The following is a 23,248-nucleotide window of genomic DNA, read 5'->3' as shown; positions in this document are numbered from 1 at the left end:
ATCAGGGAGACGCAATGCACGTGTTGGAAGCGGTCATCGAACGGCTGGATCGCTGGCTGAGCGCGCTATTGGATGCGATGGTCATCGCACTTGCCGGTCTCCTGCTGATACTTCTGAATTGGGCGGTTTTCGCCCGGTTCATACTGAATGACAGCGTGTCCTGGGGCGAGGAGCTTCCAGCGCACCTGTTGGCCATGCTGACCTTCATCGGAGCGGCTTATCTGACACGCACCAACGAACATCTGGGTTTTGATGCGGTATTGCGTGTGATGTCCAAGCGTGGGCAACGGGTGGTGACTGCCCTCAACCTTGTCCTGATGGGAGTTTTCGGTGCGCTTCTGGCCTGGTATGGCGGCATTGCGGCAGCCAGCTTCGCGGGTCGGTCTCTGATCTCGATAGACGCACCCATGATGTTGTTTCGGGGGGCCATGCCCCTGGGTGGTGCGCTGATTGCCGTTTTCTGTGCGGTGCGGCTGGTCGGTATCCTGACAGACCGGATCGATCCGATGGACCTTTTGCCGGAAAGTGACACCTGATGTTTTTGGATCCGGGATGGATCATCCTGATCTTACTCGTCCTCTTGCTCATCGCAGGCCTGCCGATTGCCTTTGTGCTAGGAGTGACGGCGGCAGTGATGATTTTGCTTGACCCGGCGGTTGTGCCCCAGATCATGGGGCTGATCCCATTTGGAGGCGCGAACAACTACCTTTTGGTTGCTGCACTGCTGTTCATGATCGCAGGTGAGATCATGAACCAGGGTAAGATTGCAGAAAAGCTGATTGCTTTCGCTTCGTCTCTGGTGGGTCACATCCGAGGCGGATTGGCGCATGTCAACATCCTGACATCGCTCTTCTTTTCCGAAATTTCCGGTACAGCAACTTCGGACGCAGCTGCCATCGGGTCGGTGATGATCCCTCAAATGCGAAAACGCGGCTACCCGGCCGCATTCGCCGCTGCCGTCACGTCTACCTCGGCGACAATGGCGATCATTGTTCCGCCGTCGCTCAATCTGATCCTTTATGCCTATGTCGCCAATGCCTCAATCGCGCAGCTTTTTGCAGCGGGTATCGTGCCAGGATTTCTGGTGTGTGGTCTGCTTATGGGCACGGCCTATGCCATCGCCGTCAAACGCGGCTATCCGACCGAAGGAGCCTTTTCCCTGGCGCGGGTCGCTGAAACGGGCAAGGACGCTGCTATTCCGCTCACCCTGCCAATTTTGGTTTTGGCGGGCATCTTAGGCGGCATTTTCACCGCAACCGAGGCTGGAGCAATAGCGGCTTTCTGGTCGATCGTCCTGGCGATGCTGGTCTACCGGACGGTGCGGCTGGGTACACTGATTGACACGCTGCGCATCGCGGGCAAGCGCTCCGCCATGCTCATGTTTATCGTCGCGACATCAACATTGCTGGGGTGGTACCTGACAAATCAACGCATACCGCAGGACATTGCTCAGGGCATTCTTGGGATTTCTGACAACTACTGGATCGTTTTGCTGGCCATCAATGTTTTCTTCCTTTTGGCCGGAACGATCATCCACGGCACGCCGGCGATCTTGATGCTGGTTCCCATCTTTCTGCCACTGGCGGACCAACTGGGCATCGACCGGGTGCATTTTGGATTGATCCTGACAATCAATCTGGGTATCGGGCAGCAAACGCCACCCGTCGCATCCGTGGTTCTGATCACCTGTGCAATCGCCAAGATATCCATAGCGAAGATCGTGCCATCAATGTTGATGTTTATCGCCGCAATGCTAGTGGCGCTGATCCTGATAAACCTGTTCCCAGCGCTTTCGCTCTGGCTGCCTTCGGTGATCCTGTGATGCGGTTATTGATCGTCAATCCGAACACCTCATCCAGTGTGACGCAGCGCATTCGCGCAGCAGCCGCGGCCATGGCGCAGCCCGGGGATGTTTTTACCACGCTTTGCCCGGATTGCGGTCCCGAACTCATCGTGACCGACGCGGATGCCCAAGAAGCCAGGCACGCGGTGGTCGCTACAATAAGACAACATGCGGAGCCTTGCGACGGAATTGTGCTTGCGTCCTTCGGCAATACCGGCGCCGAAGAGGTCCGCGCGTTGCGCAAAGACGTTCCCGTGATCGGGATTGCCAGCGCGGCTTTTAGTGCAGCGCTTGTTCTGGGCGGCCCGTTTGGCATCGTGACCTTTGGCAAGGCGCTTGTGCCGGGGTTACGTGCCAAGGTTGAAGAATTGGGTTTGGACGATAGGCTGTTGGGCATTGCGTATCTGCCCGGCGACGATTTTGGCGATCCAGGTACTGTTTCAGAGCGTTACCGGGATGAACTGGCGGAATTGTGCGACACGATGGTCCGGCGGGGCTCCACTAGCATCGTGATGGGCGGCGGGCCACTGGCGGGGCTTGCATCGGTATTGTCGGAAGATTGCCCCGTGCCAGTGATCGACGGCACGCAAGCAGCCGTCAACTTGATGCGGAGCGTTACTTTCCGTCGAGAAAGAGCAACGTAGTACTTCGTTGCTCTGGAAAACAAGACGGGTGCGTATGACCTCGAAGGATTACCGGTTCATGATTCTGGCCGATTTCAATCAGTCATTGCGCTCGCGCGGATGTGGCGACCCATGAAGTTAAGACTTCGCAGGCGAGTGCGAAATCATCGAATTCCATATGTTCGTTTGGGTTATGGCTGCCGTTGCGGTTCCGGATGAAAAGCATTCCCGACGGGATCCCCAATCCTGCAAACGTTGCGCAATCATGGCCACCACCAGATGGTAGCTGCATGAAATGAATGCCACAGTCCTGTGCTGCTGCGGTAAGTCCGCTTTGGACATCTTTCGACATTGGGGCTGCTGCGGCCCGAGTATGAGGCCCGAGATCGATTTGCACACCGCGCCGTGCCGAGATGCTTGCAGCTTCGATGTTCAGAAAGGCCTCGAACCGATTGAGCAAGGCATCATCCTGACTGCGGACATCCAAGGTGAAATTCACAAGTCCGGGGACTTTCGTTATCCCGTGTCGCCGAGAATCCGTGGAAAATTCACCTATGGTCAGCACCATGTCTTTGCCTGCAGCTTCAGCTTCCAGCCACCACTCTTCCAACGTTCTGACCAGTTCGGCCCCTGCCATAACGGCATCGCGCCGGTTCCGACGAGGAACACCGCCTGCATGGGTCGTCTCGCCCTCGATCCGAGCAAAGCGGTGTCGGATGTTACCACGAATGCCAGTAACGACACCGACGGGAAGATTGGCTTCAACCAAAACGGGACCCTGTTCGATATGCACTTCGACAAAGGCCATGATCCGGGCGGGGTCAAGTTGAGGTTTGCCTTCTCGGATTGACTGTGGTTCAAACCCGGTTTCTTCCATGTGATCCGCTAAGGTCCGTTCGGTGTCTGACCTGCGCAGCCTGTCTGGCGTGTCCGGCGGCAATAGGCCAAATGCCGCGCGGCTGCCAAGGTAATGCTCCGGAAACCAGATCATTTCCTCGGCTCGGATCGCCATCAGGGTAACATCGCAGATCGGCCGCGGTCCGGCACGCAGCCTTTCCAGCATGACCAGACCTGCCAGTACACCCGCTGCGCCGTCGAAGTTACCGCCATGGGGGACGCTGTCGAGATGTGATCCTGTCATCAGAACTGGTGCACTCCGGTCGCGACCTGGAAGGGTCACATAAAGGTTTCCGATCGCGTCGACCCTTTGCTCCAGACCAATGGCCGTGGCCTCGCGTCGGATCATTGAGTGTGCTGCGTCTTCGATCGGACCAAAGCTGGCGCGGGTGACGCCGGGCGGGTCGGCGCTGATGTCAACCAGTTCCTTGAACAGGCGTCTGGCCCGATCGAGCGCTTTCAAAACAGAGCCTCGGGAATCACCATTACAATCTGCGGCCAGATCACGATCAGACCCACCATTATCAACATTGCGGCGACGAATGGCAGAATACCGCGATACACATCTGCCAGTTCACCGCGCCCACGCACGCCTTGAACCACATAAAGATTCATCCCGACGGGCGGCGTAATCAGTGCCAGTTCCATCATGATTACAAGGAAGATGCCAAACCATACCGGGTCAATATCCAGATGAAGAATGACTGGCATGACCACGGGAATGGTACCCACCATCATCGACAAGGTTTCAAGAAAACAACCCATCACCAGATAGAAAAGCACAAGGATCAGGATCATCTCGGTGGCGTTCAAGCCAAGCTCGGTAACGGTGCGGCTCATGGCTTGGGGTACGCCGAGAAGACCCACAATGAAATTGAGGAAAAAGGCCGCTGTAATGATAAAAAGCAACATTGCCGAAGTCTTAATCGTAGCGACAAATGCGGCATGCAGCATGGCAAATCCGAGCGCGCCATTGGCGGCGGCGAGACCGAAGGCCAGCACCACACCGAGAGCGGCTGCTTCGGTCGGCGTGGCCCAACCGCCATAGATTGCGCCCATGACCACCACGAAGATTCCAAGAGGGGGCAGCAAAAACCGCAAGCGACGCAGGCGCTCGGCACGCGGGGCAACTTCCGTGACTTGCTCTGCCAGTGATGGTTTCCACAACACGGCGGCGGCGATTATAGCCATGAACAGCAAGGTCAGCAGAATACCGGGCAAGATCCCTGCCGCAAACAATTGCCCGATGGACGTGTTGGTGAGCGCGCCATAGATGATCAGGTTGACCGAAGGGGGAATGAGAATGCCAAGGGTGGCTCCGGCGGCGATGGTGCCAAGGACAAGAGGTTCGTGATAGGCTCGGCGCTTGAATTCATCCAGGGCAACCGTACCGATCGTGGCAGCTGTCGCCACGGAGGACCCGGATACGGCTGAGAACAATGCGCAGGCACCAATGTTCGTATGCAAAAGCCCGCCGGGCAATCGGCTGAGCCAGTCCGTTAGGCTTGCATACATATTGCGCGTGATGCCGGCGCGGAGCAAGAGTTCTCCCAGCAAGACAAAGAGCGGGATCGTCGTCAGAAGAAAGTCATTCATCACCGACCAGAGATTGGTTCCGAATGACAATAAAACAGGCGGGCCGAAGTAGACCAAAGCACCAAGAATACCTGTGGCCAGCATAGCTATGCCAACGTGCAGGCCGATGAACATTAGGCCCAGCATGATCACAAACCCGATCAGAGCGCCCGTGAGGTCAATCATCGCCGGGCCTCTTCGATCTCTTCTGCGACAGTTGGCGGGGCCAGCACTCGGTCCGCTGCATCAAGTCCGTGGCGCAAGGCCATCACACCGCGTAGGGCGGTCCACACGGCCGACAGACCGAAAACCACGAGGCCTGCCATCCACAGCGATTGCGGTATCCACAGCGGCACCTGAAGTGGACTGGACGAAACCGATCCGAATGTCAGGCTTTCGTCAAGTGTGCGCCACCCCATGTACCCCATGAATGCGGCGCCCATTCCCAAGGCCACATAGGACACGAGATTCAACACCGTCTGCATCCGCCTGGGCAAGCGCAACAAGAGAACGTCAATGCGCGTATGTGCCCGTTCAACAGCGGCGAGCGCCATGCCGAAAGTGCCGGTAATTGCAACAACATAGCCACCGATTTCATCCACTCCTTGAAGCGAATAATTGAACAGCTTTCTGGCGAAAATCTCAAAGACGATGAGGAAAGACAGACCGAGACAGCCATATCCACCCAGAATTCCGATGACGCGCATGTCGGGTCCTTTTTGAGTTAGGCGCGCCGGTAAAGCGCGCCCAATCTTTTATTCAAGCTCTATGCCGCGCGCGGTGCCGACGGTAGCGTTCCAGATTTTGGAGCAATCCGCGAAACCTTCGTTGCAACTTGCCGCCCATCCGGGCAGGACCTGCTCCATCGTGGCCGCAGTAACTTTTGCCTGATCTTCGGGAGAAGGTTCAACCAGTGTCATGTCGAAGGCTGTGTAGTTCTCGCAACCTTCACCACCGGTGTTACAGGCGATCGCCCAGCCGTTGTTTTCCTTGGCAAGCGCCCAAAAGGCATCTTCAAAACCGGCAAATTCGGCTTCGAGTTTGGCTTTTTCCTCATCAGAGAAGCTGTTCCAGGTGTCCAGATTGATAAAATGCGCGTTCACCGACCATGATATCCCCAGAGGCAGGAAATGCGTGGTCACTTCCGGCCAGTTGCCGGTGTTGCCCGACGTGGGCGAGGTAATCGCGCAATCCACCACGCCGCGCTGCAAAGCAGGGTAAACTTCCTTGAAGCTCATGGTAACAGGCGCGGCGCCCAGAGCTTCGATAAGGGTCGACATCGAAGAAGTGTAAGAGCGAATTTTCAACCCTTCGAAATCGTCCAAACTTGCGATCTCGGCATTGCAGTAAAACACCTGTGGTCCATAGGGCCACACAGCCAGCGGCTTGGCGTTGAATTTCTCGGCCACGCGTTTTTCTAACTCCGGCATGAACGCATCGACGGCTTCTTCGAGTTGCTCCATCGAGGTTGACACACCGATCAAGTCGATCCCTTCAAGAAAGGCATCGTCTCTCGCGGCTGCTCCCACGGTGCTTTGTACGATGTCAAAAGTACCCGTACGCACCATGCGCAGAGTGTCCTGCATATCGACTCCAACGACGTCGAGCGGGTTAAAGTTGATCGCAAGATCGATGCCAGTCTTCTCTGCCAGACCGGCATAGAATTCCTGTTCGAGCGCAGTATGGAATTTATGGGTCGAAACAAGGCCGGTTGCTCGGATTGAAGTCTCGGCCAGTGCGGGGGTCGCGGCCACCGCGAAGGCTGCGGCCAACCATGTGTATTTCGGTTTCATGTTTTTTCTCCGTGTTGGGATGTGATTTGGCTGCGCAGAGGTGCCGCAGCAAAGTGTCGGGCAATGTCGATGCGACGTGCCCGCCAGATCTGACCATCAAGACTGGCCAGATATTCGAGGATTTCGGCAACAGCGCGGAACCGAGCAGGTCGTCCGGTTATGCGCAGATGAAAACCGATCGATAGGGTTGACGATTGACCCTTCCGCGCCTCAACTAACAGTTGCTCAACGGCGTCGCGCACATATTCCACCATTTCTGCGGATCGCGTGAAGCCATTGGGATGAAAGAACTTCATGTCGTTGGTGTCGAGGTTGTAGGGTACGACAATCAGGCCGGACTCATCGTGATACGGCAGATCGTCGTCGAATGCGTTTGAGGTGTAGAAATACCCCGTCTCGGCCAGAAGGGTCCGGGTCCAGGGGCTTTCTGAGCCGCGACAAAAGAAGCCCTGGGGTTTTTGACCCGTTGCGGTTTCGATGGCTCTCGTTGCGCGGTCCAGATCGGCGCGTTCGGCCTCGGCGTCAGCAAAATCGGCGTGGGCCCGCCAAGTCCAACCGTGGCAAGCCGCTTCAAAGCCCGCGTCTGCGATGGCGCGCGCAAGTTGGGGGCTGCGTTCAACAGCACGTCCGCACATGTAGAAGGTCGCTGGTGTTTTCGTTGCTTCGAGCGCATCCAAGAAACGCCAGAGCCCGACCCGACTGCCATAGGCAAATATCTGTTCCTGACCTTGATCACGGCGACCTTGCGGCACGACGCTCAAAACCTCGCCCATACGTTCAGACATTGGGTCGCCGTCACCGATCTGATTTTCTGCGCCTTCTTCAAAGTTCACAACAACAGATACCGCCAAACGCGCGCCGTTGGGCCAAACGATATCCGGCGGTTTGCCTCCGTAACCTACAAGATCGCGCTCAGGCATCAGAAGTCCGCCCCCACACTTGAATACGTTTTGGACCAGCTGCGGCTATCTGATGGTTGGTATAGGTTCTGCCGAAAAACGCGCTGCGGGGCAGGGTGATGTGACCTCCCGCTTAGGCCACAACCTCGTCTGAAACTGGTCAGGCCACTAATCTTTTTGCGCGGGCCAAAACGGTAGAGAGCTTTAGGCGAAGTATTTTTATTTGCGCTCATCTGGAAGCGCTGGCAGAGGACGCGGTGAGGCTTAAAGCCACGCTGCGTCGAGCCTGCACGGTCAACGCAAAGACCGGCTCGAAATGTGTTTGCATCTGTGCTGGGCCATTGGTCAAAGCAGCGCACCGCATCGCCCCAACCGTCGCTGTTCAATTGTTGCTGCCTTTGGAGGAGACCGATGCCGATATCGCGGCTACAATAGAACATCTGGCGCTCCGCGTTCCACAAATTGACCCATCGGGGGCTTGCTGACAGGGTTTCCGTCTTTCATCACAGTCATCCCGCGCAATATGGTGCGCACTGGCCAACCGGTGACCTCAAACCCTTCCCAGGGTGTGTAATCCGAACCATGGTGTAAATTGACCTGCCGGATCGGCTTGGTGAGACCTGGGTCCCATAGCGCGATATCGGCATCTGCGCCGACCATGATCGCGCCCTTGCGCGGATAAAGCCCGTAAAGTCGGGCGTGATTGGTGGCGGTGATCGCAGCAAACCGCTCAAGACTGATCCTCTTTTTGACGACCCCTTCTGAAAAAAGGATCGGCAGGCGGGTTTGAACGCCCGGTATACCGTTGGGGATGTTGCGGAAAGATTTCCTTGCACCCGGTGCGTCCTTGCCTGCTGGATCGTTGAAGCGAAACGGGCAATGGTCTGACGAGAACAGGTCGAACACGCCTTGCTCTATCCCGGCCCAGATCTTTGGCCATTCGTCGGATGTACGGGGTGGCGGGGAACACACATATTTCGCTCCGTCGAACCCGTCGCGGTCCAGGTCCTTTGCGGTCAGCGTGACATACTGCGGGCAGGTTTCAGCGAAGACGGTAAGGCCGCGCTGGCGCGCACGTACGATCTCTTCGGTTGCCTCGCCGTTGGAAACATGAACGATGGTCAGCGGTACGCCCGCGATTTCCGCAAGCGATATGGCGCGGTGCGTGGCCTCCCGTTCGACCGGAATAGGGCGGGTGGTGGCGTGGTGGTAGGGGCCGATCTCCCCTGCGCGTTCGGCCTGGTCGCGGAGAAACTCTAAGGCATCCTCATTTTCGGCATGGACCATGACCATGGCATTTTGTTCTTTCGCCACGGCCATGACATTAAGGATTTGCCGATCGCTCAAGGCAAGTCCCTCGTAAGTCATGAAGACCTTGAAGCTGGTGTAGCCTGCCTGAATCAAGGCGGGCAGGTCCTGACCAAGAGTCACCGGGTCGGTTTCCTTGACGATCAGATGAAAGGACACATCGGTCAGACAATTGCCTTGAGCTTTTGCACGGTAAGCTGTCACAGCTTCACGCAACGTCTGGCCTTCTTCTGGAAGGCAGAATGGCAGGACGGTGGTGTTACCGCCACAAGCCGCGCTGCGGGTGCCGGAGGCGAAATCGTCCGCCATTTCGATTCCCGGTCCAGAGGGTTGCGAGATATGCACGTGACTGTCGATCCCGCCAGGCAGCGCGATCAGGCCTGCCGCGTCGATCACTTCGGATCCAGCCAATCCAGTACCCAGCGTGGCGATTTTTCCATCCGCAATCCCTATGTCGCAGTGGCTGGTGCCACTTGCGGTCACGACGCGGGCGCCCTGGATAACGGTGTCGTGGGTCATCGGTTTTCTCCTGCGATGTGAGCGGTCAGTTCCGGTTCCAGACCGGTGGAGGTTTTTGCTGCCGGCGGTGCATTGCGGTTGCGAAAACAGGGTTTCAGGCTGGCGAGTGCGATGGCCTGCGCCGTCGCTGCCGCGATAGGGTCGACCAGTATGCCAGAGGTGCTGTCTGCGATCTGCGGCGCTAGCCCGGCAAGCGGTGCGCCACCCAGAATCACGACATCAGCGCCATCGGTGTCGGTCGCTTTGGCCGCAAGAGCGATCAATTCATTGCGTAACTCAGTCGCGACATTGGCGACAGAATTCGGCGGTGTATCTGGGCACCGGACTCCTGTGAACCGCGAATTCAACCCCGTGAGCCGTACACTGTCGGCGTACCAGCGCGCCATATGCGGCGAGAACGTCACGATTGCGAACCGCTCGCCGAGCATTGCGGCAGACATGACCGCTGCCTCCGCCATCCCGATCACCGGAAGATCGAACAGTTCGCGTGCAGCGATCAGCCCCGGGTCGCCAAAGGCGGCGATGATGACGGCGTCGGCTTCCTGTTGGTGCGCGGCGATCATCTCCAGCACGATGCCACCAGCGATCTGGGCCTCAGCGCGTGATGCAATATAGGGAAAGCCTTTTGACGCCGTCAGCGCGGTGATAGCGACTTCAGGTCCAGCGACCGACCGGGCAACCTGAGCCAACGAGTCGGTCATGGTCTGTGTCATGTTGGGATTGATAAGCAAAAGGCGCATGTCAGGAGATCTCCTTGAGGATCGGTTCCAGCTGCAGCGCCAAGGCTATCAGCTCTGCGTCCTGGCCAGCTTGCGCGATCAACTGCAATCCCAGTGGCCGGCCTATGCTGTCTGTCCCACACGGGAGGGACACAGCGGGAACGCCTGCGTGATTGATCTGCGGTGTAAAAGCCGCGTGATCGCGGGGAGCCGCCGGTTGGCCGCCGATCTCTGTTGGGGCATTCAATTCAGCGGGCCACGCCGCGCAAGGTGTGGTGGGTGTTGCGATCACGCCGTATCGGTTCAATGCAGCGCGCAGCGTATCGCGCATCCGGTTCGAAACTTGATGCGCGGCTGCCACATCTGTGCCACGCAGCGACAGTCCAGTTTCGATTTGTGCCGCGATAGCTGGATCAAATAGGTCCGGCGTTTTGCGCCAGATATCACCGTACATCTGAGCAAGACCGGCGAATTGAAGCGGCAGGATGTCGTGGCCCTTGATGTTGTTAGGCCAATCCAAGTACGCATTATCAACGCGGACGCCTGCCATTTTGAGCGCCGTGATGACCTTGTTGCAATTCGCATCAACGTCGGGGTCGCGCAATTGCCCTGTCCCGAAGTCCTTCGAAAATGCGATCGCAAGTTCGGGTGCCACCACCGGTTCGAGTCCGGCCAGCACCTGCATCGCAAGCCCGATGTTTTCCATGCTTCGGGTGATCGGACAGATGACCGAGATGCCCCAGACCGGTTCGTCAAAACTGGGGCCGTAGGGTATCAGGTCTTGAGTCGGTTTCATGCCGCATAAACCGGTGTGTGCAGGCGGGCGGCGTGATGAACCGCCGGCATCGGTGCCGAGCGCCAGGGGAACGATTCCGGCCGCAACGGCGGCAACCGATCCTCCGGACGATCCTCCGGGTGTCAGATCGGGGTTCACCGGGTTGCGTGTAACGCCGTGCAATGGCGAGACAGTGGCGCCCTTGCATCCGAACTCCGAACAGGTGGTAATACCGATCACGACTGCGCCCGCTTGCCTTAGCCTTTTCACTGCCACAGCATCTTCAGGCGCAAAATGATCGGCATAGAGCCGTGAACCCTGTGCGATGCGCAGTCCTTTCACCCAAATGTTGTCCTTGATCAGTACCGGCACGCCTGCCAGCGGGAGTGTCTCGCCCGAGCGTAACCGATCCGCGACACCGCTTGCTTCTTGCTTCGCGTCTGCATTAAGGGCGCAAATCGCATTTATCCCAGAGTTGCGTGCCTCGGCCCGACCGAGCGCTTCGAACGTAAGGTCTTCCGGCGTGGCCATGCCGCTCTGCACCGCCGCTGCGATCGCTGCAAGAGGCGCATCCAGCAGGCTCATGGCGAAGCGCCATGTTGTTTGGCCCAACAAGCTGCAATCTCGCCCCGTGGCGCGATCCAGACGTCGTCATGCGCGGCAATGTGCGACAGAACGGATTCCAGTCCGCCAATCCGCGACGGACGCCCAATAATGCGGGTGTGCAAACCGATCGACATCATCCGCGCCGCATGCGCACCTTCCGCATAGAGCCGGTCGAACCCGGCGATCACGTAGTCGGAAAAGTCCTGCGCCTGCACAAAACCGCCACCGGGCGAAAATCGCATGTCGTTGGTGTCAAAAGCATAGGGCAATACGACCAGATCGCCATCCATGTATGGGATGTCGTCGTCATAGGCATTGCTGTCATATATGAAACCCCCGTGGTCTTTCAGCAGGTCCCGGGTTCGTGGCGAAGTCGCTGAGCGTGTGTGCCACCCCACCGGTGGTATGCCCGCGATCCGACCCAGCGTGGCATGGGTGCGAGCGATGACGGCGCGCTCGGTTTCTGGATCCATGCCCGCATGTGTTTCCCATCGCCAACCATGGCAGGCGATTTCATGCCCCCGCGCAACCGCATCCTGGATCAACCACGGCGTTGCTTCCGCAGCACGACCGCAGACTGAAAATGTTGCTTTCGCGCCATGGATAGCAAATGCGTCCACAATCCGTTTATAGCCCTGCCTTGGTCCATATCCGAAATGGCTTTCCATGCAGGGGTCCGGGGCCCCCTTGACCTCTTCGACGGCCTCATAGCGAGATTCATTGCGTTCGTCGCCGGCGGCAATCGAAAGCTCTGCGCCTTCCTCAATATTGACGACGAAGGACACTGCCAGCCGTGCGCCATTCGGCCAACACGGGGAGGGCTCTGCACCCCAGTATCCGCGCAGGTCCCGGCTCATCCTTGAATCATCCGGTTTAACCCGACCGTACGCGCGCCGATGATCAGCACGATGCAGGCCAGTAGGATCAGCCCGGAAGACATAGCAGCAAGCGACGGGTCAGGTTGCTCTTCAAGATACTGGAGCATTTTGATCGGCAGCGTCTTGTTGCGCGCGTCCGACAGGAAAATCGAGATTGGGTAGTTATCCATTGAGGCCAAGAACGCGAAAAGGCCCCCGGTCAGATAGGCGGGTGCGAGGTTGGGCACCAAGACTTGCAAGATGGCGCGTGGGTAACTGTAGCCGAGGGTGCGGGCTGCGTCCACAAGACTGAAGTCGAACGCCGCCATCGACGCTAATAATGTGCGCATTACGAAGGGCAGTGTTATGACGATATGCCCTAGCAACAGTGACCAATAGGCGTCGCGCAGTCCGATCTCGCGGAAAAACTGCAAAAGAGCCACGCCGACTACAAGTCCGGGCATCATCAAAGGTGAAACAGTGAATGTCGCGATCGATTCTCGGCCCTGGAAAGATCCGCGCGTCACGGCGACGGCGGCAAGTGTGCCGAGGATCAGCGATATCACCGTTGAAATCAAAGCAAGATTGAGCGACAGCGTTACCGCTTCCCACAGACCGGAGCGCCGCTGGAGCGAGATGTACCAGCGCAGCGACCATTCCGGTGGCGGCAATGTATAAACCGGTGACGACGTGAAGGAGGCCGCAAGGGTGATGACGATCGGCAACATCAGAAAAGTCACGCAAGCCAGTGCTACAGCCCAACTCAGCGCCAGAAAGAGCCGATCCGTCCCTGTCATGACCGTGCTCCAAGGCGGCCCGCCAGCCAGCTTGAACCCAACACGACCGAGATTGCGATCATCAGCAATATTGATGATATGGTGGCGCCTAAGGCTTCGTTGCGCAGGTAGAGAAATGACCGCGCTGTGAGCATCGACAGAGTCTGCTGGCGTTCACCTACGATGAGAGACGGGATGACATACATGGAGATGGCAAGCGAGAAGGTGAACGCACATCCAGCTACGACACCGGGCAGGCTCAGTGGCAACGTCACGTTCATGAACCTGAATACAGGCGTCGCGCCGAGCGAGGCGGCAGCCTCCGGCAAACGGCCATCCAACTGACGCAGCACCGCGTAGATCGGCAGCACCATGAAAGGCAGGAAGACGTTCGCCGCGCCAATGATCAGGGCGGTTTCGGTGAATAGCATCCGGATCGGTGCTTCGATGAGCCCCAAAGACATCAGAGTGTCGTTCAATACGCCGCGGGTACGAAACAGGATCGTCCATGCAAAGGCCTTGACCACGACCCCGACCGACATCGGCAGTACCATTGCCACAAGAAAGACGGAAAGCCAAAAGCCCTTGACCCGTGCCATAACGGTTGCTGTCGGATAAGCAATGATGAGAGCCAGTAAAGTGGTTAGCAGGGCGACGCGCAAGGTGCGCCACAGAACACTTAGGTTGTAGTCATCTGAGAAGAAGGCGACATACTCCGCCACAGAGAACTGTCCGTCGATCTGAAGGGACTTGAGCAATAACATGAATAGCGGCAAGGCATAGATCACAGCCAGAAAACTCAGACCCGGCAGGGCCAAGAGACCAATGCGTTCCGCCCGCCCCCTCATGCAACTGCCTCATAGACCAGCGTATCGGCAACATTCCATCCAAAGGTCACTCGATCGCCAGGGCGAAAACCGCTGCCCATTCCAGGCAGCTCGCACAGCAGGCGATCGGGTGCTTCGGCGCGTCCGTGTAGTTGTGTTTTTGATCCCAGGACCATGGCATCTGCAAGCGTGACAGACAGCTTGTTGCCGTTCTCGCTTGTTTTGGTCCGGATCAATTCCGGGCGTACGCCAAGTGTCACCTTCGTGCCCACGGCCAGCACTCCGGGCGCAGTGACTGCGCCGTGAGCCGTTTCAATGGTCAATTGCCTATTGGCTTTGGCTGTCACCGTACCGAAGAGACGGGTGGATAAACCCACGAAATCCATCACAGAGGCACTGGCCGGCCGGGCATAAAGTTCTGAAGGTGATGCAAACTGTTCGATTTTTCCGGCATTCATAACTGCAATACGATCTGACACGCCCATGGCTTCGTCTTGATCGTGCGTAACAAAAATTGCCGTCATTTTCCGCGCGCGCAGCAGCGTTTTCAATTCGACTTGCATCGTCTCGCGCAGCTTGCGGTCGAGGGCAGAGAAGGGTTCGTCCAGCAACAAAAGCGCGGGATTCACGATCAACGCGCGCGCCACTGCCACACGTTGCTGTTGCCCGCCGGACAATGCTCCAACGCGCCGATCCGCATAATCCTGCATGCGCACCAATTCCAGCGCTTCAATTACTTTGTCACCGGTGTCCCCTTTGGCCATCCCGCGCGCGCGCAGACCAAATGCAACATTATCTGCAACTGTCAGATGTGGGAACAGCGCATAGCTTTGAAACACGACGGAGATGTTGCGTTTGTGCGCGGGTACCCCCGTGATGGCGCGTCCCCCTAAAAGCACATCCCCTTCATCGGCTGAGGTCAGGCCAGCGATGATCCTTAACAGTGTCGTCTTGCCGCAGCCGGAGGGACCAAGAAGCGAGACGAGCTCGCCCTTGGCGACGTGAAAGTCCATATTGGACATCACGGTTGTCCCTTTGAACGCCTTTCCGACATCGACGACGTCGAGATAGCGCTGCATTCCCGGCTCCATAGCCTCGGAGCCAGGCATGGATCAGACCGCCATCAGCTTGTCGAATCGTTCGATCCATTCCCGGCGATTGGCCGCGACAAATGACCAGTCTGGCGCATAGATGGGCACACCGTCCGGGATGATCGCCCCAGCCGTTACTGTGGTGTTGGCCGGAACGGACGAGGCAAAATCGGCAATTGCGGCTTGCATATCGGGCCCCAACATTTCGTTGACATAGGCCGCGGCGAGGTCCGGGTTAGGCCCGCCTTTGACAAGACATATGCCGGAGGGCATGGCGAAAATGCCTTCTGACGGCGCGGCCAGGTCTACAGGCACACCGGTTGCCTTGCGCGGTAAGGTGTAGGACGAGAAATTGCCCGCCAGCATGGTGATTTCGCCTTGTTCCAGAAGATTGAAAGCTTGGCTCATGGTTGTATAGACTGACAGCAGGTTCGGCTTGAGCTCTTCCAGCTTTTCGAATGCTATGTCGATTTCATATTGCGCTTCGGAGAAGGGTTTGCCCGAACCCAACATGGCGGACATAAAGAGTGTCCACATACCTTCGGTGTTTTGCAAAGACGGAATAATCAATTGACCCTTCGCGGCCTCTGACCAGAGTTCGGTCCAGGAGCCCACACCGTCGCCGAGGTAGTCCGTATTGTAAGCAACCCCAGCCCAAGGCTGGACATAGTTGCACCACATGCCCTCCATATGAACCGCATCGGGGCGGAGGTCCGTCATATTTGGAACGGGGTCGGACGTGATGGGTGCCAGCAGCTCTGCCTCCACCGCCTGGATCATAACTGGATCGTCCATTTGTACGACCGAAAGATAGGGCGCATCCTTGTTTGAGGACATTTTTTCCAAGTTGACAGAAGATTTGGTGCCTTCGAAGAGGATATCCACTCCAATGGCTTCCTTCATGTGCGGCGTGACGATTTGTTCCATCCAGGCCGTATGCGAGCCCGCACATCCTATGACAAGTTCGTTACTTTGAGCGCGCAATATGGCGGGCGTCGCAATGGTACCGAGCGCCGCGCAGGCCGATCCTTTCAACATGGATCGACGCGTTATTCTCTTGGTTTTAGTCTGCATCAGTTCTAGCCCCCCTGTGGCTTTAGGTGATGCTGGTAAAATGGCATGCCATTTTGGCACCCGTCTTGATAATAGGTGATCATACTGGCCCAAATTCTTTGTGATGATGCATTATTGGGCAGTAACCGGTGCCGGACGTGAGGTTGTCAGACGTTTTTCTCGGCTCTCAAGACATCTGCCACCGTTTCACCCGTGTTGCGCAGATGGGTTTCCCAAGCCTGTGAAGCAATATGCGCTTGCCCGGTTCGAAAAGCCTGCATCAGGCCTTCATGTTCTGCAACTGCCTGGGCCAGACGCTCAGGATTCATGATGGCAAGGTAGCGTCCGCGGCGCGCGCGGATCATTAGCCGTTGGTGCGTCTTGATCAAAACCGGATTGGCTGAGGACTCGACAATAAAATCGTGAATGATCGTATTCGAGTCGAAATAATCGTTCCTGCGTCCGGCACCGTGATGATTCAACATGGTGCCGTGTAAGTCTTCCAAATACTGCAGTGTCGCCGGCGTCATGGTTTCGCAAACCCGTTTGGCGGCGCGACTTTCGAGAACGGAGATCACGTCGAAAAGATCAAACGCATCTTCTGGTCGGTAGTCCGAAACGATCGCGCCGCGGTGAAGCGAAATCTCGATGAGCCCGTCTGCTTCGAGCAACTTGAGTGCTTCGCGTACCGGGGTGCGAGAGACATTGAGTTCTGCAGACAAGTGTCGCTCAACGATCCGATCACGCGAAACCAGCTCTCCTTTTACGATACGGTCGCGCAAGACACCGGCGACCTCTTCGGCGGCGGCTTTGGAATCGTAAGGCGGGGGCGAGCGTTTTTCGGACATCAGCTCAGTCTATCCAGAATGAAACTGGCAAATGCAGGTAAGGTCGGTCCGCGTCAATCCCTTTCGTCAAACCGGTGAGGGAACAGTGGAAACTATAACGCATCCGTCATGAGGTGGTTTGGATAAGCGTTTCGTGACCGATTACCTAGTTCATTCAAAGCTGTTTTTGGGACATGACCCGAATGCGTAGAGTGCGCGCGTAGCTGTCCGGTTACTTGTATTTTCAATTCTGGTTTGATCACCTATGGTTTGGTCCGTTCAAACACACATAGATATGCTGGGTCAGCACGGAACGCCTTGGACAAACACGCTTAACGAGAAAAATACCTGATATCTGCCATCTAGAGCAGAAGAAGCGTTCTTGGACGTTTTCTGAGGCGCTCAAGAATTAATCGGAAGCGCTTTAATCTTGCCCATAGAGGCGGCGTTTTGAGCATTACGCAAAGCCATTCTGGCGATGATCTTGTGTGGATTGCCAACGCTCACAAACGTGACTGCGTCCGCCACCTCAGGAATTCGGTCGAAGTATTCCAACGCAGAGGTTGGCAAAATCAAGGGGGACGAAATGACAAAACTAACGACAACGCGCCGAAATGTTCTGATTGGAGCAGCCGCTGGTCTTGCTGTACCGATAGCCTTTCCACGCTGGGCGCTTGCGGAAACCACGCTTGCGGATATCAAGTCGTCCGGTGTTCTGCGCATTGGATGCGAGGCGACTTACCCTCCCTTCACGTTCCGGGACGCGGGCGAAATTGTTGGGTACGATGTTGATCTCGCGGCGGTGCTCTGCGCGTCTCTCGGCGTTGAACCAGAGTTCATCGACACGCAATGGTCGGGCGTAATCCCGGCCCTTTATGCGGGTCGTTTCGACGTCATCATGTCGTCGATGAGCTACCGAAAGGAACGGCTGGAGAAAGTGGCATTTTCCATTCCCTATGCGGAAGCCAGTCAAGCGTTACTTATTCGGGCGGAAGACGCTGGGGCAATTACTTCGGTTTCTGACCTCTCTGGCAAAGTGCTTGGCGTGAAATTAGGCTCACCCGGTGAAATGATGAAACCGGCTCTGGATGAGGAAATTTCGTTGGCGGCAGGCGTCGGCTTTGCCGAGGTCAAAATCTACGACGATCACCCGGCGGCCTATCTCGCGCTTAGCCAGGGCTCTGTCGACGGTGTACTGAACACGCTGCCGACCTTAGGCCAAGTGATGAAAGACCGGCCGGGCGCGTATGCGCTTGTCCGCCCCGTGGGACAGCTCAATTGGGCCGGGATCGCCGCGCGCAAGGAAGATCCCGAAATCGTCGAATGGCTCGATGGTGAGCTAACGCGCCTCAAGGATAAAGGCGAAATCTATGCCTTGCAGGAAAAGTGGTTCGGCTTCGAGATGCAGCTCGCCGACGAGATTCCATCATTTACCTGACTTGTCGCTAAGGAAATTTAGCGCGCTCGCCGGGTCGGCGGGCGGGCTCACTATTGGAAACAACAATGGATATTGACTGGGAGATCATTCGCGAGAGCGTGCCTCTTCTTGCGGAAGGCTTGATTGTTACCCTTCACGTTTCGGCGTTATCAGCCGTTCTTGGCGTTTTGCTTGGCGTTTTGTTCGGGCTTGCGTCGTTGTCTCGCAGCCGCGTCCTGCGGTGGCTGGTCGCGGCCTATGTCGACTTTATACGCGGCACGCCTCTGCTCATTCAGATATTTCTGGTCTTTTTTGCTCTTCCCATGATCGGCATCCGATTTGACGAATTTTGGGCAGGCGTGATCGCGCTGTCACTGAATGCCGCCGCTTTTCTGGCCGAAGTTGTGCGCGGAGGCGTCGGGTCCATCGAACGCGGTCAAACCGAAGCGGCAATGGCGATCGGCATGCGCCATCGGCAAATCCTCGTGTCTATCCTCCTACCGCAGGCGTACCGGCAAATGATCCCGCCGCTGACGAATGAGTTGATAAGTCTTGTGAAGAATTCGTCACTCCTGTCTGTGATTTCGGTTTACGAGTTAACACGTGCCGGACAGGCGATCATCTCGGTACACTTCGTACCTTTCGAAATCTATACGTTGCTTGCACTGTATTACTATGTGTTGATCAAGGCCTTGAGCTGGTTTTCGCTGCAATGCGAACGCAGGTTGCCGGCATGGTGATGCCCATGATCCGCGTCGAAAGCCTGCAGAAGAGCTTCGGGAACAACGTTGTTTTGCGAGAGGTCTCTCTGGATGTTTCTGCGGGCGAAACCGTTGTAATCATCGGTGCGTCGGGTTCGGGCAAAACCACATTTTTGCGTTGTATCAACCGGCTGGAGGAACCGTCGGGAGGCACGGTATGGCTTGACGGACAGTCGGTTGGCGGCACGCATGCAAACGCTTTTGGTACATGGCGGCCTGCCTCAGAAAAACGCGCCGCTGAACAGCGAAGCCAGTTCGGATTTGTCTTTCAACGCTTCAACCTTTTCCCGCATCTCACGGCGTGCGACAATGTAGCCATTGGCCCTGAAAAGGTCCGTGGCATGTCCCGTCCCGAAGCGCGCAGCCTGGCGGAGACGGAATTGGCGCGGGTACATCTGTCCGAACATGCCGACAAGCGACCGGCACAACTTTCTGGCGGCCAACAGCAGCGAGTCGCGATTGCGCGGGCACTTGCCATGACGCCACGGGTAATGCTGTTTGATGAGCCGACCTCCGCGCTAGATCCGGAGCTGGTGCACGAAGTGCTCGATGTTATGAAAGAACTTGCGCGCACGGGCATGACAATGATTGTCGTCACGCACGAGATGAGTTTTGCACGAGACGTGGCGGACCGCGTCATCTTCATGGAGGACGGCGTAATCGCTGAGGAAGGCCCACCGGCCCAGGTCTTTGGTGCCCCGCAAACAGAGGGGGCGCGGCAATTCCTGCGTCATATAACGCATGTCTGAACATCAATGCGGCATAGGTTTTTTTTCTGGCGGAATGCGGTGTGGCTGCAGACCGCCGTACCCCTTCAACACTGCCAATTGGTTTCGCTCGGGAAGCGGAAGTTGATGACACGCCTGTTGGGTCCTCGCGCAATCGCGCTCGATTGGAACATGAAACATCCAAGCGCATCGCGTTGGTTTTCGAGAAGAGCATAAAATGACTAAATCCCTAGATCATCCTGACCTGATCATTGCAGGCGCGACATTGCTGACCTCGGACGCGAAGCGCCCCTATGTTAAAAAGGGCTGGGTTGAAGTCAGTGGCGGTCGTATTTCTGCGATCAGGGAAACGGCACCGGAACAGACAGACCCGCGCACTTTGATCGTAGAAGGTGCCGGTCGCGTCGTGACGCCTGGCTTCGTCAATGTTCACACTCATGCCATCCTCAGCATGGTGCGCGGCGTGGCTGAGGACATGGGGTTTGCGCCCGCCTACACGATGGGTGTGCCGCACGGCCATGACGTACTGCCAGAAGAAGCGCATGCCATGGCGCAGCTTGGCGGGCTGGAGGCGCTTTGCTTCGGATCGACCATCATAAACGACAGTTTCACGCATCAGGACGTTTCTCTTGCAGCCATGGCCGAAACGGGTATCCGAGCCTGGGGTTGTGGCCGGATCCATGACGTGGACTTTTCACGCGTTCATCTTGGGGAGTGGGACTACGATACGAAGATCGGGGAACAGACGCTTGGTCGCGCATCAGATCTGATCTCCCGTTTCCACGATCCAATTGGCCTGCGTACCGGTGTCGTTCTTGCGCCTCATGCGCCGGACACTTGTTCACCCGACTTGCTGCGGCAAGTTCGCGACATGCGCGACGCCACGGGGTTGCGGATCAATACCCATGTGTCGCAAAGCCGGGTCGAGGTGGATTTCATCCGGGAGCGCGACGGCATGAGCCCACCGGAACTGCTTGAGGATGTCGGTTTGCTCGACGAGCACCTGATCGGGGCTCATTGTATCCACCTTTCGGACACCGATATCACCCGTCTGGGGCGAGCGGGCGCTCATCTCGCTCATATAGCCAAAGGAAACCAAACCCACGGTACCACGGCGCCGACGCAAGCGCTCCGGACTGCGGGCATGAACCTCTCTCTCTCGACCGACAACATGCACGCCGACATGGTCGAGCTGATGCGGTGGGCGCTTGCTACGGGCCGACTTCAGCAGGGCGGGATCACCGAGTCTTGGCAACCCGAAACGGTCTTCGAAGCAGCAACAATCGGTGGTGCGCGCGCTTTGGGTCTGGACGCAGAGATCGGCTCCATCGAAGTTGGCAAGCGGGCCGATCTTGTGTTGTTCGACTTTCGCCGCCCGCATCTGCGACCGCTGACTAATGTCCTGGGGACACTTGTGCACACAGGGCAGGGGCGCGACGTTGAAACTGTTATCGTTGAGGGCGAAGTCGTTGTATCCGGCGGCGAGCCTGTCCGCGTAGACAAGATGGCCGTTCTCGAAGCAGCCGAGACCGCTGCGGCATCACTTTGGTCACGGGCGCATGCCGAAGCGTCGAAATACAGATAGCGGAAAACCGAAGGACCGACAGAAGCCTTGGGTGGTTTTGAGAGTGGTTTTGGAACGGATTTTTGGGCATTTCCAGCGTTGGACTACAGATGTGTTCAGAAAATACTAAACGAACCGAGCATCTGACTTAAAGTGACCTAACCCATTTGTATGATGATACTTTTGCCAAGTGGGAATCGACGCCGAGGGGAAGCCTGAAATCACTTCGAATCTGTCTGATGCGCCGATCACTGTCTTTCGCCTGCGGCTCAAACGCGAATTGAGACAACGTTTGATCCAACTCAGCGTCGGAAATCTTTGACAGAGGAGATCACCGCTTCAGCCGTCGCGGCATTGTGTTTCAACAGACGGTCGGCCACGTCCAGGCGTGCACGGATGTGCATGGCTGCCATGATCCCCTCGTGCTCTTCAAGCGAAGCCCTCACACGGGCTGGGTCGTCGTTGATCTGGTATCTTGCGCGCAGTACTTTCGTCTGTAGCCGTTCGTATATGGCGACAATTTCGGGAATGCCGGCCAGTTCCGCCATGCGTCGGTGAAAGCTCTCGTTGAGTTCGGTGTAGGCCGCGCGAGATTGCACGGCTTCGGCGGCAACAAGTTGATCGTGAATATTTTGCAGGCTCGCGATACTGTCGTCGGTTGCTTTCTCGGTCGCGTTCAGTCCAATGAAATGCTCGATCACGCCTTTGGCGTCGAATACCGCGCTCAGATCGTCGATATCCAGCGGTGTCACCACAGCCCCCCGATTGGGTCGCAATGTAACGAGCCCTTCAACCGAAAGCGCTTTGAGTGCTTCACGGAGAGGTGTTCGCGAGACGTTAAGTTTGTTGCAAAGTTGTGTTTCTGGCACGCGCTCGCCTGATTGAAGCGCGCCCCGTACAATCAACTCGCGGATTTCCGCAATCAACCGACTATGCAGGTCACGTGGGTCGGTGGCATGGCCGGATTTATCAACGACTTTCAATGTCATCGGGGGTCACAGTGAACAGTCTTCCAAAGGGTGCAAGGGTGCTGTAATCAAGGCCCAGCATGGCCATTGTTCCCCAAAGAGTGACGGCGATGGAATCGATCACCGGAATGTCGAATTCCGTTTCGATTTCATGTGCAATCAAGGGACCACGCATATTGGTGCACACAATGGCTACCGCATCGACGCCTTGTGCAGCGACGTCGCGACACATGTCGGCCACGCGCTGGGGTGGGATCTCGGCAAAACTGTAGTTGTCCTGCAGATTTGCCCTCCGGGCGGCCACGATGTCGATGCCAATCGCCGCGTAGTTTGCGATGATCGCTGTTTCGACGTCTTCGGTGTAAGGTGTAACCAGCCCTAGTCGGCGTGCGCCGAAAGCGCGCAGAGCTGCATTTAGACTTACTATTGCAGAAGTCGCAGGGCATCCTGTCGACGATTTGACGGCTGCGCAGAGGGCGTCATCGGTGTCAAAGCCGCGCCAACTGGCCGAGGTGCCGTTCCAGGCAATGATGGACACCTTGGCATCCGCCAGCAGCTTCGCCGCATTTAGAATGGGGTCCATTGAAAACTGTGAATCTGCTTGCTGGTCGAGGGCGATCCGGGTGACTTCGAATCTGGAAAAGTGCACGCCGACCTGATCGCAGAGGGGGAAGGCCAATGCCGTCGTGGCGGGCTCGAGAGCAGTGTTTGAGGACGGCACGAGCATACCTATCCTCAAGTCTGGCACCTTGTGGACTGAGACTTGCGATTCGTGTGTGGTCCAGCCCTGTAGCATTCGACTTCCCCGGAGATCAATTTTCA

Annotated in this window: 23 protein-coding genes; 7 read left to right on the top strand and 16 right to left on the bottom strand. The window is 57.0% G+C overall.

Annotation, left to right across the window (positions count from 1 at the left end; genetic code table 11):
* Window positions 1-14: 14 nt before the first annotated feature.
* The 3 genes from AB8B75_RS14075 to AB8B75_RS14065 are packed head-to-tail and all read left to right on the top strand — an operon-like array spanning window position 15 to window position 2,487.
* Window positions 15-536: a TRAP transporter small permease gene (locus AB8B75_RS14075; RefSeq protein ID WP_405363148.1), complete on the top strand. Its 522-nt coding sequence runs from the start codon at window positions 15-17 to the stop codon at window positions 534-536.
* Window positions 536-1,822, top strand: a complete 1,287-nt coding sequence (locus tag AB8B75_RS14070; protein ID WP_405363146.1) for a TRAP transporter large permease — start codon at window positions 536-538, stop codon at window positions 1,820-1,822. Before AB8B75_RS14075 ends, AB8B75_RS14070 begins: the two co-directional genes overlap by 1 nt.
* A complete protein-coding gene (locus tag AB8B75_RS14065) occupies window positions 1,822-2,487 on the top strand; it encodes an aspartate/glutamate racemase family protein (RefSeq protein WP_405363144.1) in 666 nt (221 codons plus the stop codon). The genes AB8B75_RS14070 and AB8B75_RS14065 overlap by 1 nt, the downstream gene beginning before the upstream one ends.
* Window positions 2,488-2,569: 82 nt before the next feature.
* On the opposite strand, the gene AB8B75_RS14060 is transcribed toward AB8B75_RS14065, so the two are convergent.
* The 14 genes from AB8B75_RS14060 to AB8B75_RS13995 form a co-directional block, all read right to left on the bottom strand.
* Window positions 2,570-3,826, bottom strand: a complete 1,257-nt coding sequence (locus AB8B75_RS14060; RefSeq protein ID WP_405363142.1) for a Zn-dependent hydrolase — start codon at window positions 3,824-3,826, stop codon at window positions 2,570-2,572.
* Window positions 3,823-5,124 carry a TRAP transporter large permease gene (locus tag AB8B75_RS14055; RefSeq protein WP_405363141.1) on the bottom strand — a complete coding sequence of 434 codons (1,302 nt, stop codon included), beginning with the start codon at window positions 5,122-5,124 and terminating at the stop codon, window positions 3,823-3,825. Before AB8B75_RS14055 ends, AB8B75_RS14060 begins: the two co-directional genes overlap by 4 nt.
* Entirely contained in the window at window positions 5,121-5,645 is a 525-nt protein-coding gene (locus AB8B75_RS14050) for a TRAP transporter small permease subunit (RefSeq protein ID WP_405363139.1), read from the bottom strand. The genes AB8B75_RS14055 and AB8B75_RS14050 overlap by 4 nt, the downstream gene beginning before the upstream one ends.
* Window positions 5,646-5,693: 48 nt before the next feature.
* Window positions 5,694-6,731, bottom strand: a complete 1,038-nt coding sequence (locus AB8B75_RS14045) for a TRAP transporter substrate-binding protein (RefSeq protein WP_405363137.1) — start codon at window positions 6,729-6,731, stop codon at window positions 5,694-5,696.
* Entirely contained in the window at window positions 6,728-7,651 is a 924-nt protein-coding gene (locus tag AB8B75_RS14040; protein WP_405363136.1) for a polysaccharide deacetylase family protein, read from the bottom strand. Before AB8B75_RS14040 ends, AB8B75_RS14045 begins: the two co-directional genes overlap by 4 nt.
* Window positions 7,652-8,056: 405 nt before the next feature.
* Window positions 8,057-9,547, bottom strand: a complete 1,491-nt coding sequence (gene hydA, locus AB8B75_RS14035; RefSeq protein WP_405363233.1) for a dihydropyrimidinase — start codon at window positions 9,545-9,547, stop codon at window positions 8,057-8,059.
* The gene (locus tag AB8B75_RS14030; RefSeq protein WP_405363135.1) at window positions 9,454-10,197 is read right to left on the bottom strand and encodes an aspartate/glutamate racemase family protein; all 744 of its coding nucleotides are present in this window, start codon (window positions 10,195-10,197) and stop codon (window positions 9,454-9,456) included. The genes hydA and AB8B75_RS14030 overlap by 94 nt, the downstream gene beginning before the upstream one ends.
* Window position 10,198: 1 nt before the next feature.
* Complete coding sequence (locus tag AB8B75_RS14025; protein ID WP_405363133.1) at window positions 10,199-11,536, bottom strand: amidase; 1,338 nt, start codon at window positions 11,534-11,536, stop codon at window positions 10,199-10,201.
* Window positions 11,533-12,414 (bottom strand): polysaccharide deacetylase family protein, encoded by an 882-nt coding sequence (locus AB8B75_RS14020; RefSeq protein ID WP_405363131.1) that lies wholly within the window; start codon window positions 12,412-12,414, stop codon window positions 11,533-11,535. Before AB8B75_RS14020 ends, AB8B75_RS14025 begins: the two co-directional genes overlap by 4 nt.
* Window positions 12,411-13,211: an ABC transporter permease gene (locus AB8B75_RS14015; protein WP_405363130.1), complete on the bottom strand. Its 801-nt coding sequence runs from the start codon at window positions 13,209-13,211 to the stop codon at window positions 12,411-12,413. The genes AB8B75_RS14020 and AB8B75_RS14015 overlap by 4 nt, the downstream gene beginning before the upstream one ends.
* Window positions 13,208-14,038, bottom strand: a complete 831-nt coding sequence (locus AB8B75_RS14010) for an ABC transporter permease (RefSeq protein WP_405363129.1) — start codon at window positions 14,036-14,038, stop codon at window positions 13,208-13,210. Before AB8B75_RS14010 ends, AB8B75_RS14015 begins: the two co-directional genes overlap by 4 nt.
* Entirely contained in the window at window positions 14,035-15,096 is a 1,062-nt protein-coding gene (locus AB8B75_RS14005; RefSeq protein WP_405363127.1) for an ABC transporter ATP-binding protein, read from the bottom strand. The genes AB8B75_RS14010 and AB8B75_RS14005 overlap by 4 nt, the downstream gene beginning before the upstream one ends.
* A gap of 33 nt (window positions 15,097-15,129) precedes the next feature.
* Window positions 15,130-16,182: an extracellular solute-binding protein gene (locus AB8B75_RS14000; protein WP_405363125.1), complete on the bottom strand. Its 1,053-nt coding sequence runs from the start codon at window positions 16,180-16,182 to the stop codon at window positions 15,130-15,132.
* A gap of 146 nt (window positions 16,183-16,328) precedes the next feature.
* Entirely contained in the window at window positions 16,329-17,009 is a 681-nt protein-coding gene (locus AB8B75_RS13995; protein WP_405363124.1) for a GntR family transcriptional regulator, read from the bottom strand.
* 565 nt (window positions 17,010-17,574) lie between these two features.
* Here AB8B75_RS13995 and AB8B75_RS13990 point away from each other — a divergent pair.
* The 4 genes from AB8B75_RS13990 (at window position 17,575) to AB8B75_RS13975 (ending at window position 21,479) form a co-directional block, all read left to right on the top strand.
* Window positions 17,575-18,426 carry a transporter substrate-binding domain-containing protein gene (locus tag AB8B75_RS13990; protein ID WP_405363123.1) on the top strand — a complete coding sequence of 284 codons (852 nt, stop codon included), beginning with the start codon at window positions 17,575-17,577 and terminating at the stop codon, window positions 18,424-18,426.
* A gap of 65 nt (window positions 18,427-18,491) precedes the next feature.
* Window positions 18,492-19,145, top strand: coding sequence for an amino acid ABC transporter permease (locus tag AB8B75_RS13985; protein WP_405363121.1), 654 nt, complete (start codon window positions 18,492-18,494; stop codon window positions 19,143-19,145).
* On the top strand, window positions 19,145-19,915 hold the full coding sequence (locus AB8B75_RS13980) for an amino acid ABC transporter ATP-binding protein (RefSeq protein WP_405363232.1): 771 nt from the start codon (window positions 19,145-19,147) through the stop codon (window positions 19,913-19,915). Before AB8B75_RS13985 ends, AB8B75_RS13980 begins: the two co-directional genes overlap by 1 nt.
* 196 nt (window positions 19,916-20,111) lie before the next feature.
* Entirely contained in the window at window positions 20,112-21,479 is a 1,368-nt protein-coding gene (locus AB8B75_RS13975; RefSeq protein ID WP_405363120.1) for an amidohydrolase family protein, read from the top strand.
* Between the two features lie 281 nt (window positions 21,480-21,760).
* Here AB8B75_RS13975 and AB8B75_RS13970 read toward each other — a convergent pair whose 3' ends face one another.
* Together AB8B75_RS13970 and AB8B75_RS13965 are read right to left on the bottom strand one after the other, a co-directional pair.
* Window positions 21,761-22,447 carry a GntR family transcriptional regulator gene (locus AB8B75_RS13970; protein ID WP_405363119.1) on the bottom strand — a complete coding sequence of 229 codons (687 nt, stop codon included), beginning with the start codon at window positions 22,445-22,447 and terminating at the stop codon, window positions 21,761-21,763.
* A complete protein-coding gene (locus tag AB8B75_RS13965; protein ID WP_405363118.1) occupies window positions 22,428-23,153 on the bottom strand; it encodes an aspartate/glutamate racemase family protein in 726 nt (241 codons plus the stop codon). Before AB8B75_RS13965 ends, AB8B75_RS13970 begins: the two co-directional genes overlap by 20 nt.
* Between the last annotated feature and the right edge of the window lie 95 nt (window positions 23,154-23,248).

Origin of the sequence: Roseobacter sp. (assembly GCF_045106495.1) — a bacterium.
In the GTDB taxonomy this organism is placed as follows: Bacteria; Pseudomonadota; Alphaproteobacteria; order Rhodobacterales; family Rhodobacteraceae; genus Roseobacter.
Note: the sequence above shows the minus strand (reverse complement) of the source record. Positions and strands in the feature narration are given on the sequence as shown.

What these genes read in the sequence shown, in the direction of transcription:
- AB8B75_RS14075 (WP_405363148.1), top strand. Translation starts at nt 15, where the DNA reads ATGCACGTGTTGGAAGCGGTCATCGAACGGCTGGATCGCTGGCTGAGC.
- AB8B75_RS14070 (WP_405363146.1), top strand. Translation starts at nt 536, where the DNA reads ATGTTTTTGGATCCGGGATGGATCATCCTGATCTTACTCGTCCTCTTG.
- AB8B75_RS14065 (WP_405363144.1), top strand. Translation starts at nt 1,822, where the DNA reads ATGCGGTTATTGATCGTCAATCCGAACACCTCATCCAGTGTGACGCAG.
- AB8B75_RS14055 (WP_405363141.1), bottom strand. Translation starts at nt 5,124, where the DNA reads ATGATTGACCTCACGGGCGCTCTGATCGGGTTTGTGATCATGCTGGGC.
- AB8B75_RS14050 (WP_405363139.1), bottom strand. Translation starts at nt 5,645, where the DNA reads ATGCGCGTCATCGGAATTCTGGGTGGATATGGCTGTCTCGGTCTGTCT.
- AB8B75_RS14045 (WP_405363137.1), bottom strand. Translation starts at nt 6,731, where the DNA reads ATGAAACCGAAATACACATGGTTGGCCGCAGCCTTCGCGGTGGCCGCG.
- AB8B75_RS14040 (WP_405363136.1), bottom strand. Translation starts at nt 7,651, where the DNA reads ATGCCTGAGCGCGATCTTGTAGGTTACGGAGGCAAACCGCCGGATATC.
- AB8B75_RS14030 (WP_405363135.1), bottom strand. Translation starts at nt 10,197, where the DNA reads ATGCGCCTTTTGCTTATCAATCCCAACATGACACAGACCATGACCGAC.
- AB8B75_RS14025 (WP_405363133.1), bottom strand. Translation starts at nt 11,536, where the DNA reads ATGAGCCTGCTGGATGCGCCTCTTGCAGCGATCGCAGCGGCGGTGCAG.
- AB8B75_RS14020 (WP_405363131.1), bottom strand. Translation starts at nt 12,414, where the DNA reads ATGAGCCGGGACCTGCGCGGATACTGGGGTGCAGAGCCCTCCCCGTGT.
- AB8B75_RS14015 (WP_405363130.1), bottom strand. Translation starts at nt 13,211, where the DNA reads ATGACAGGGACGGATCGGCTCTTTCTGGCGCTGAGTTGGGCTGTAGCA.
- AB8B75_RS14010 (WP_405363129.1), bottom strand. Translation starts at nt 14,038, where the DNA reads ATGAGGGGGCGGGCGGAACGCATTGGTCTCTTGGCCCTGCCGGGTCTG.
- AB8B75_RS14005 (WP_405363127.1), bottom strand. Translation starts at nt 15,096, where the DNA reads ATGCAGCGCTATCTCGACGTCGTCGATGTCGGAAAGGCGTTCAAAGGG.
- AB8B75_RS14000 (WP_405363125.1), bottom strand. Translation starts at nt 16,182, where the DNA reads ATGCAGACTAAAACCAAGAGAATAACGCGTCGATCCATGTTGAAAGGA.
- AB8B75_RS13995 (WP_405363124.1), bottom strand. Translation starts at nt 17,009, where the DNA reads ATGTCCGAAAAACGCTCGCCCCCGCCTTACGATTCCAAAGCCGCCGCC.
- AB8B75_RS13990 (WP_405363123.1), top strand. Translation starts at nt 17,575, where the DNA reads ATGACAAAACTAACGACAACGCGCCGAAATGTTCTGATTGGAGCAGCC.
- AB8B75_RS13985 (WP_405363121.1), top strand. Translation starts at nt 18,492, where the DNA reads ATGGATATTGACTGGGAGATCATTCGCGAGAGCGTGCCTCTTCTTGCG.
- AB8B75_RS13980 (WP_405363232.1), top strand. Translation starts at nt 19,145, where the DNA reads ATGCCCATGATCCGCGTCGAAAGCCTGCAGAAGAGCTTCGGGAACAAC.
- AB8B75_RS13975 (WP_405363120.1), top strand. Translation starts at nt 20,112, where the DNA reads ATGACTAAATCCCTAGATCATCCTGACCTGATCATTGCAGGCGCGACA.
- AB8B75_RS13970 (WP_405363119.1), bottom strand. Translation starts at nt 22,447, where the DNA reads ATGACATTGAAAGTCGTTGATAAATCCGGCCATGCCACCGACCCACGT.
- AB8B75_RS13965 (WP_405363118.1), bottom strand. Translation starts at nt 23,153, where the DNA reads ATGCTCGTGCCGTCCTCAAACACTGCTCTCGAGCCCGCCACGACGGCA.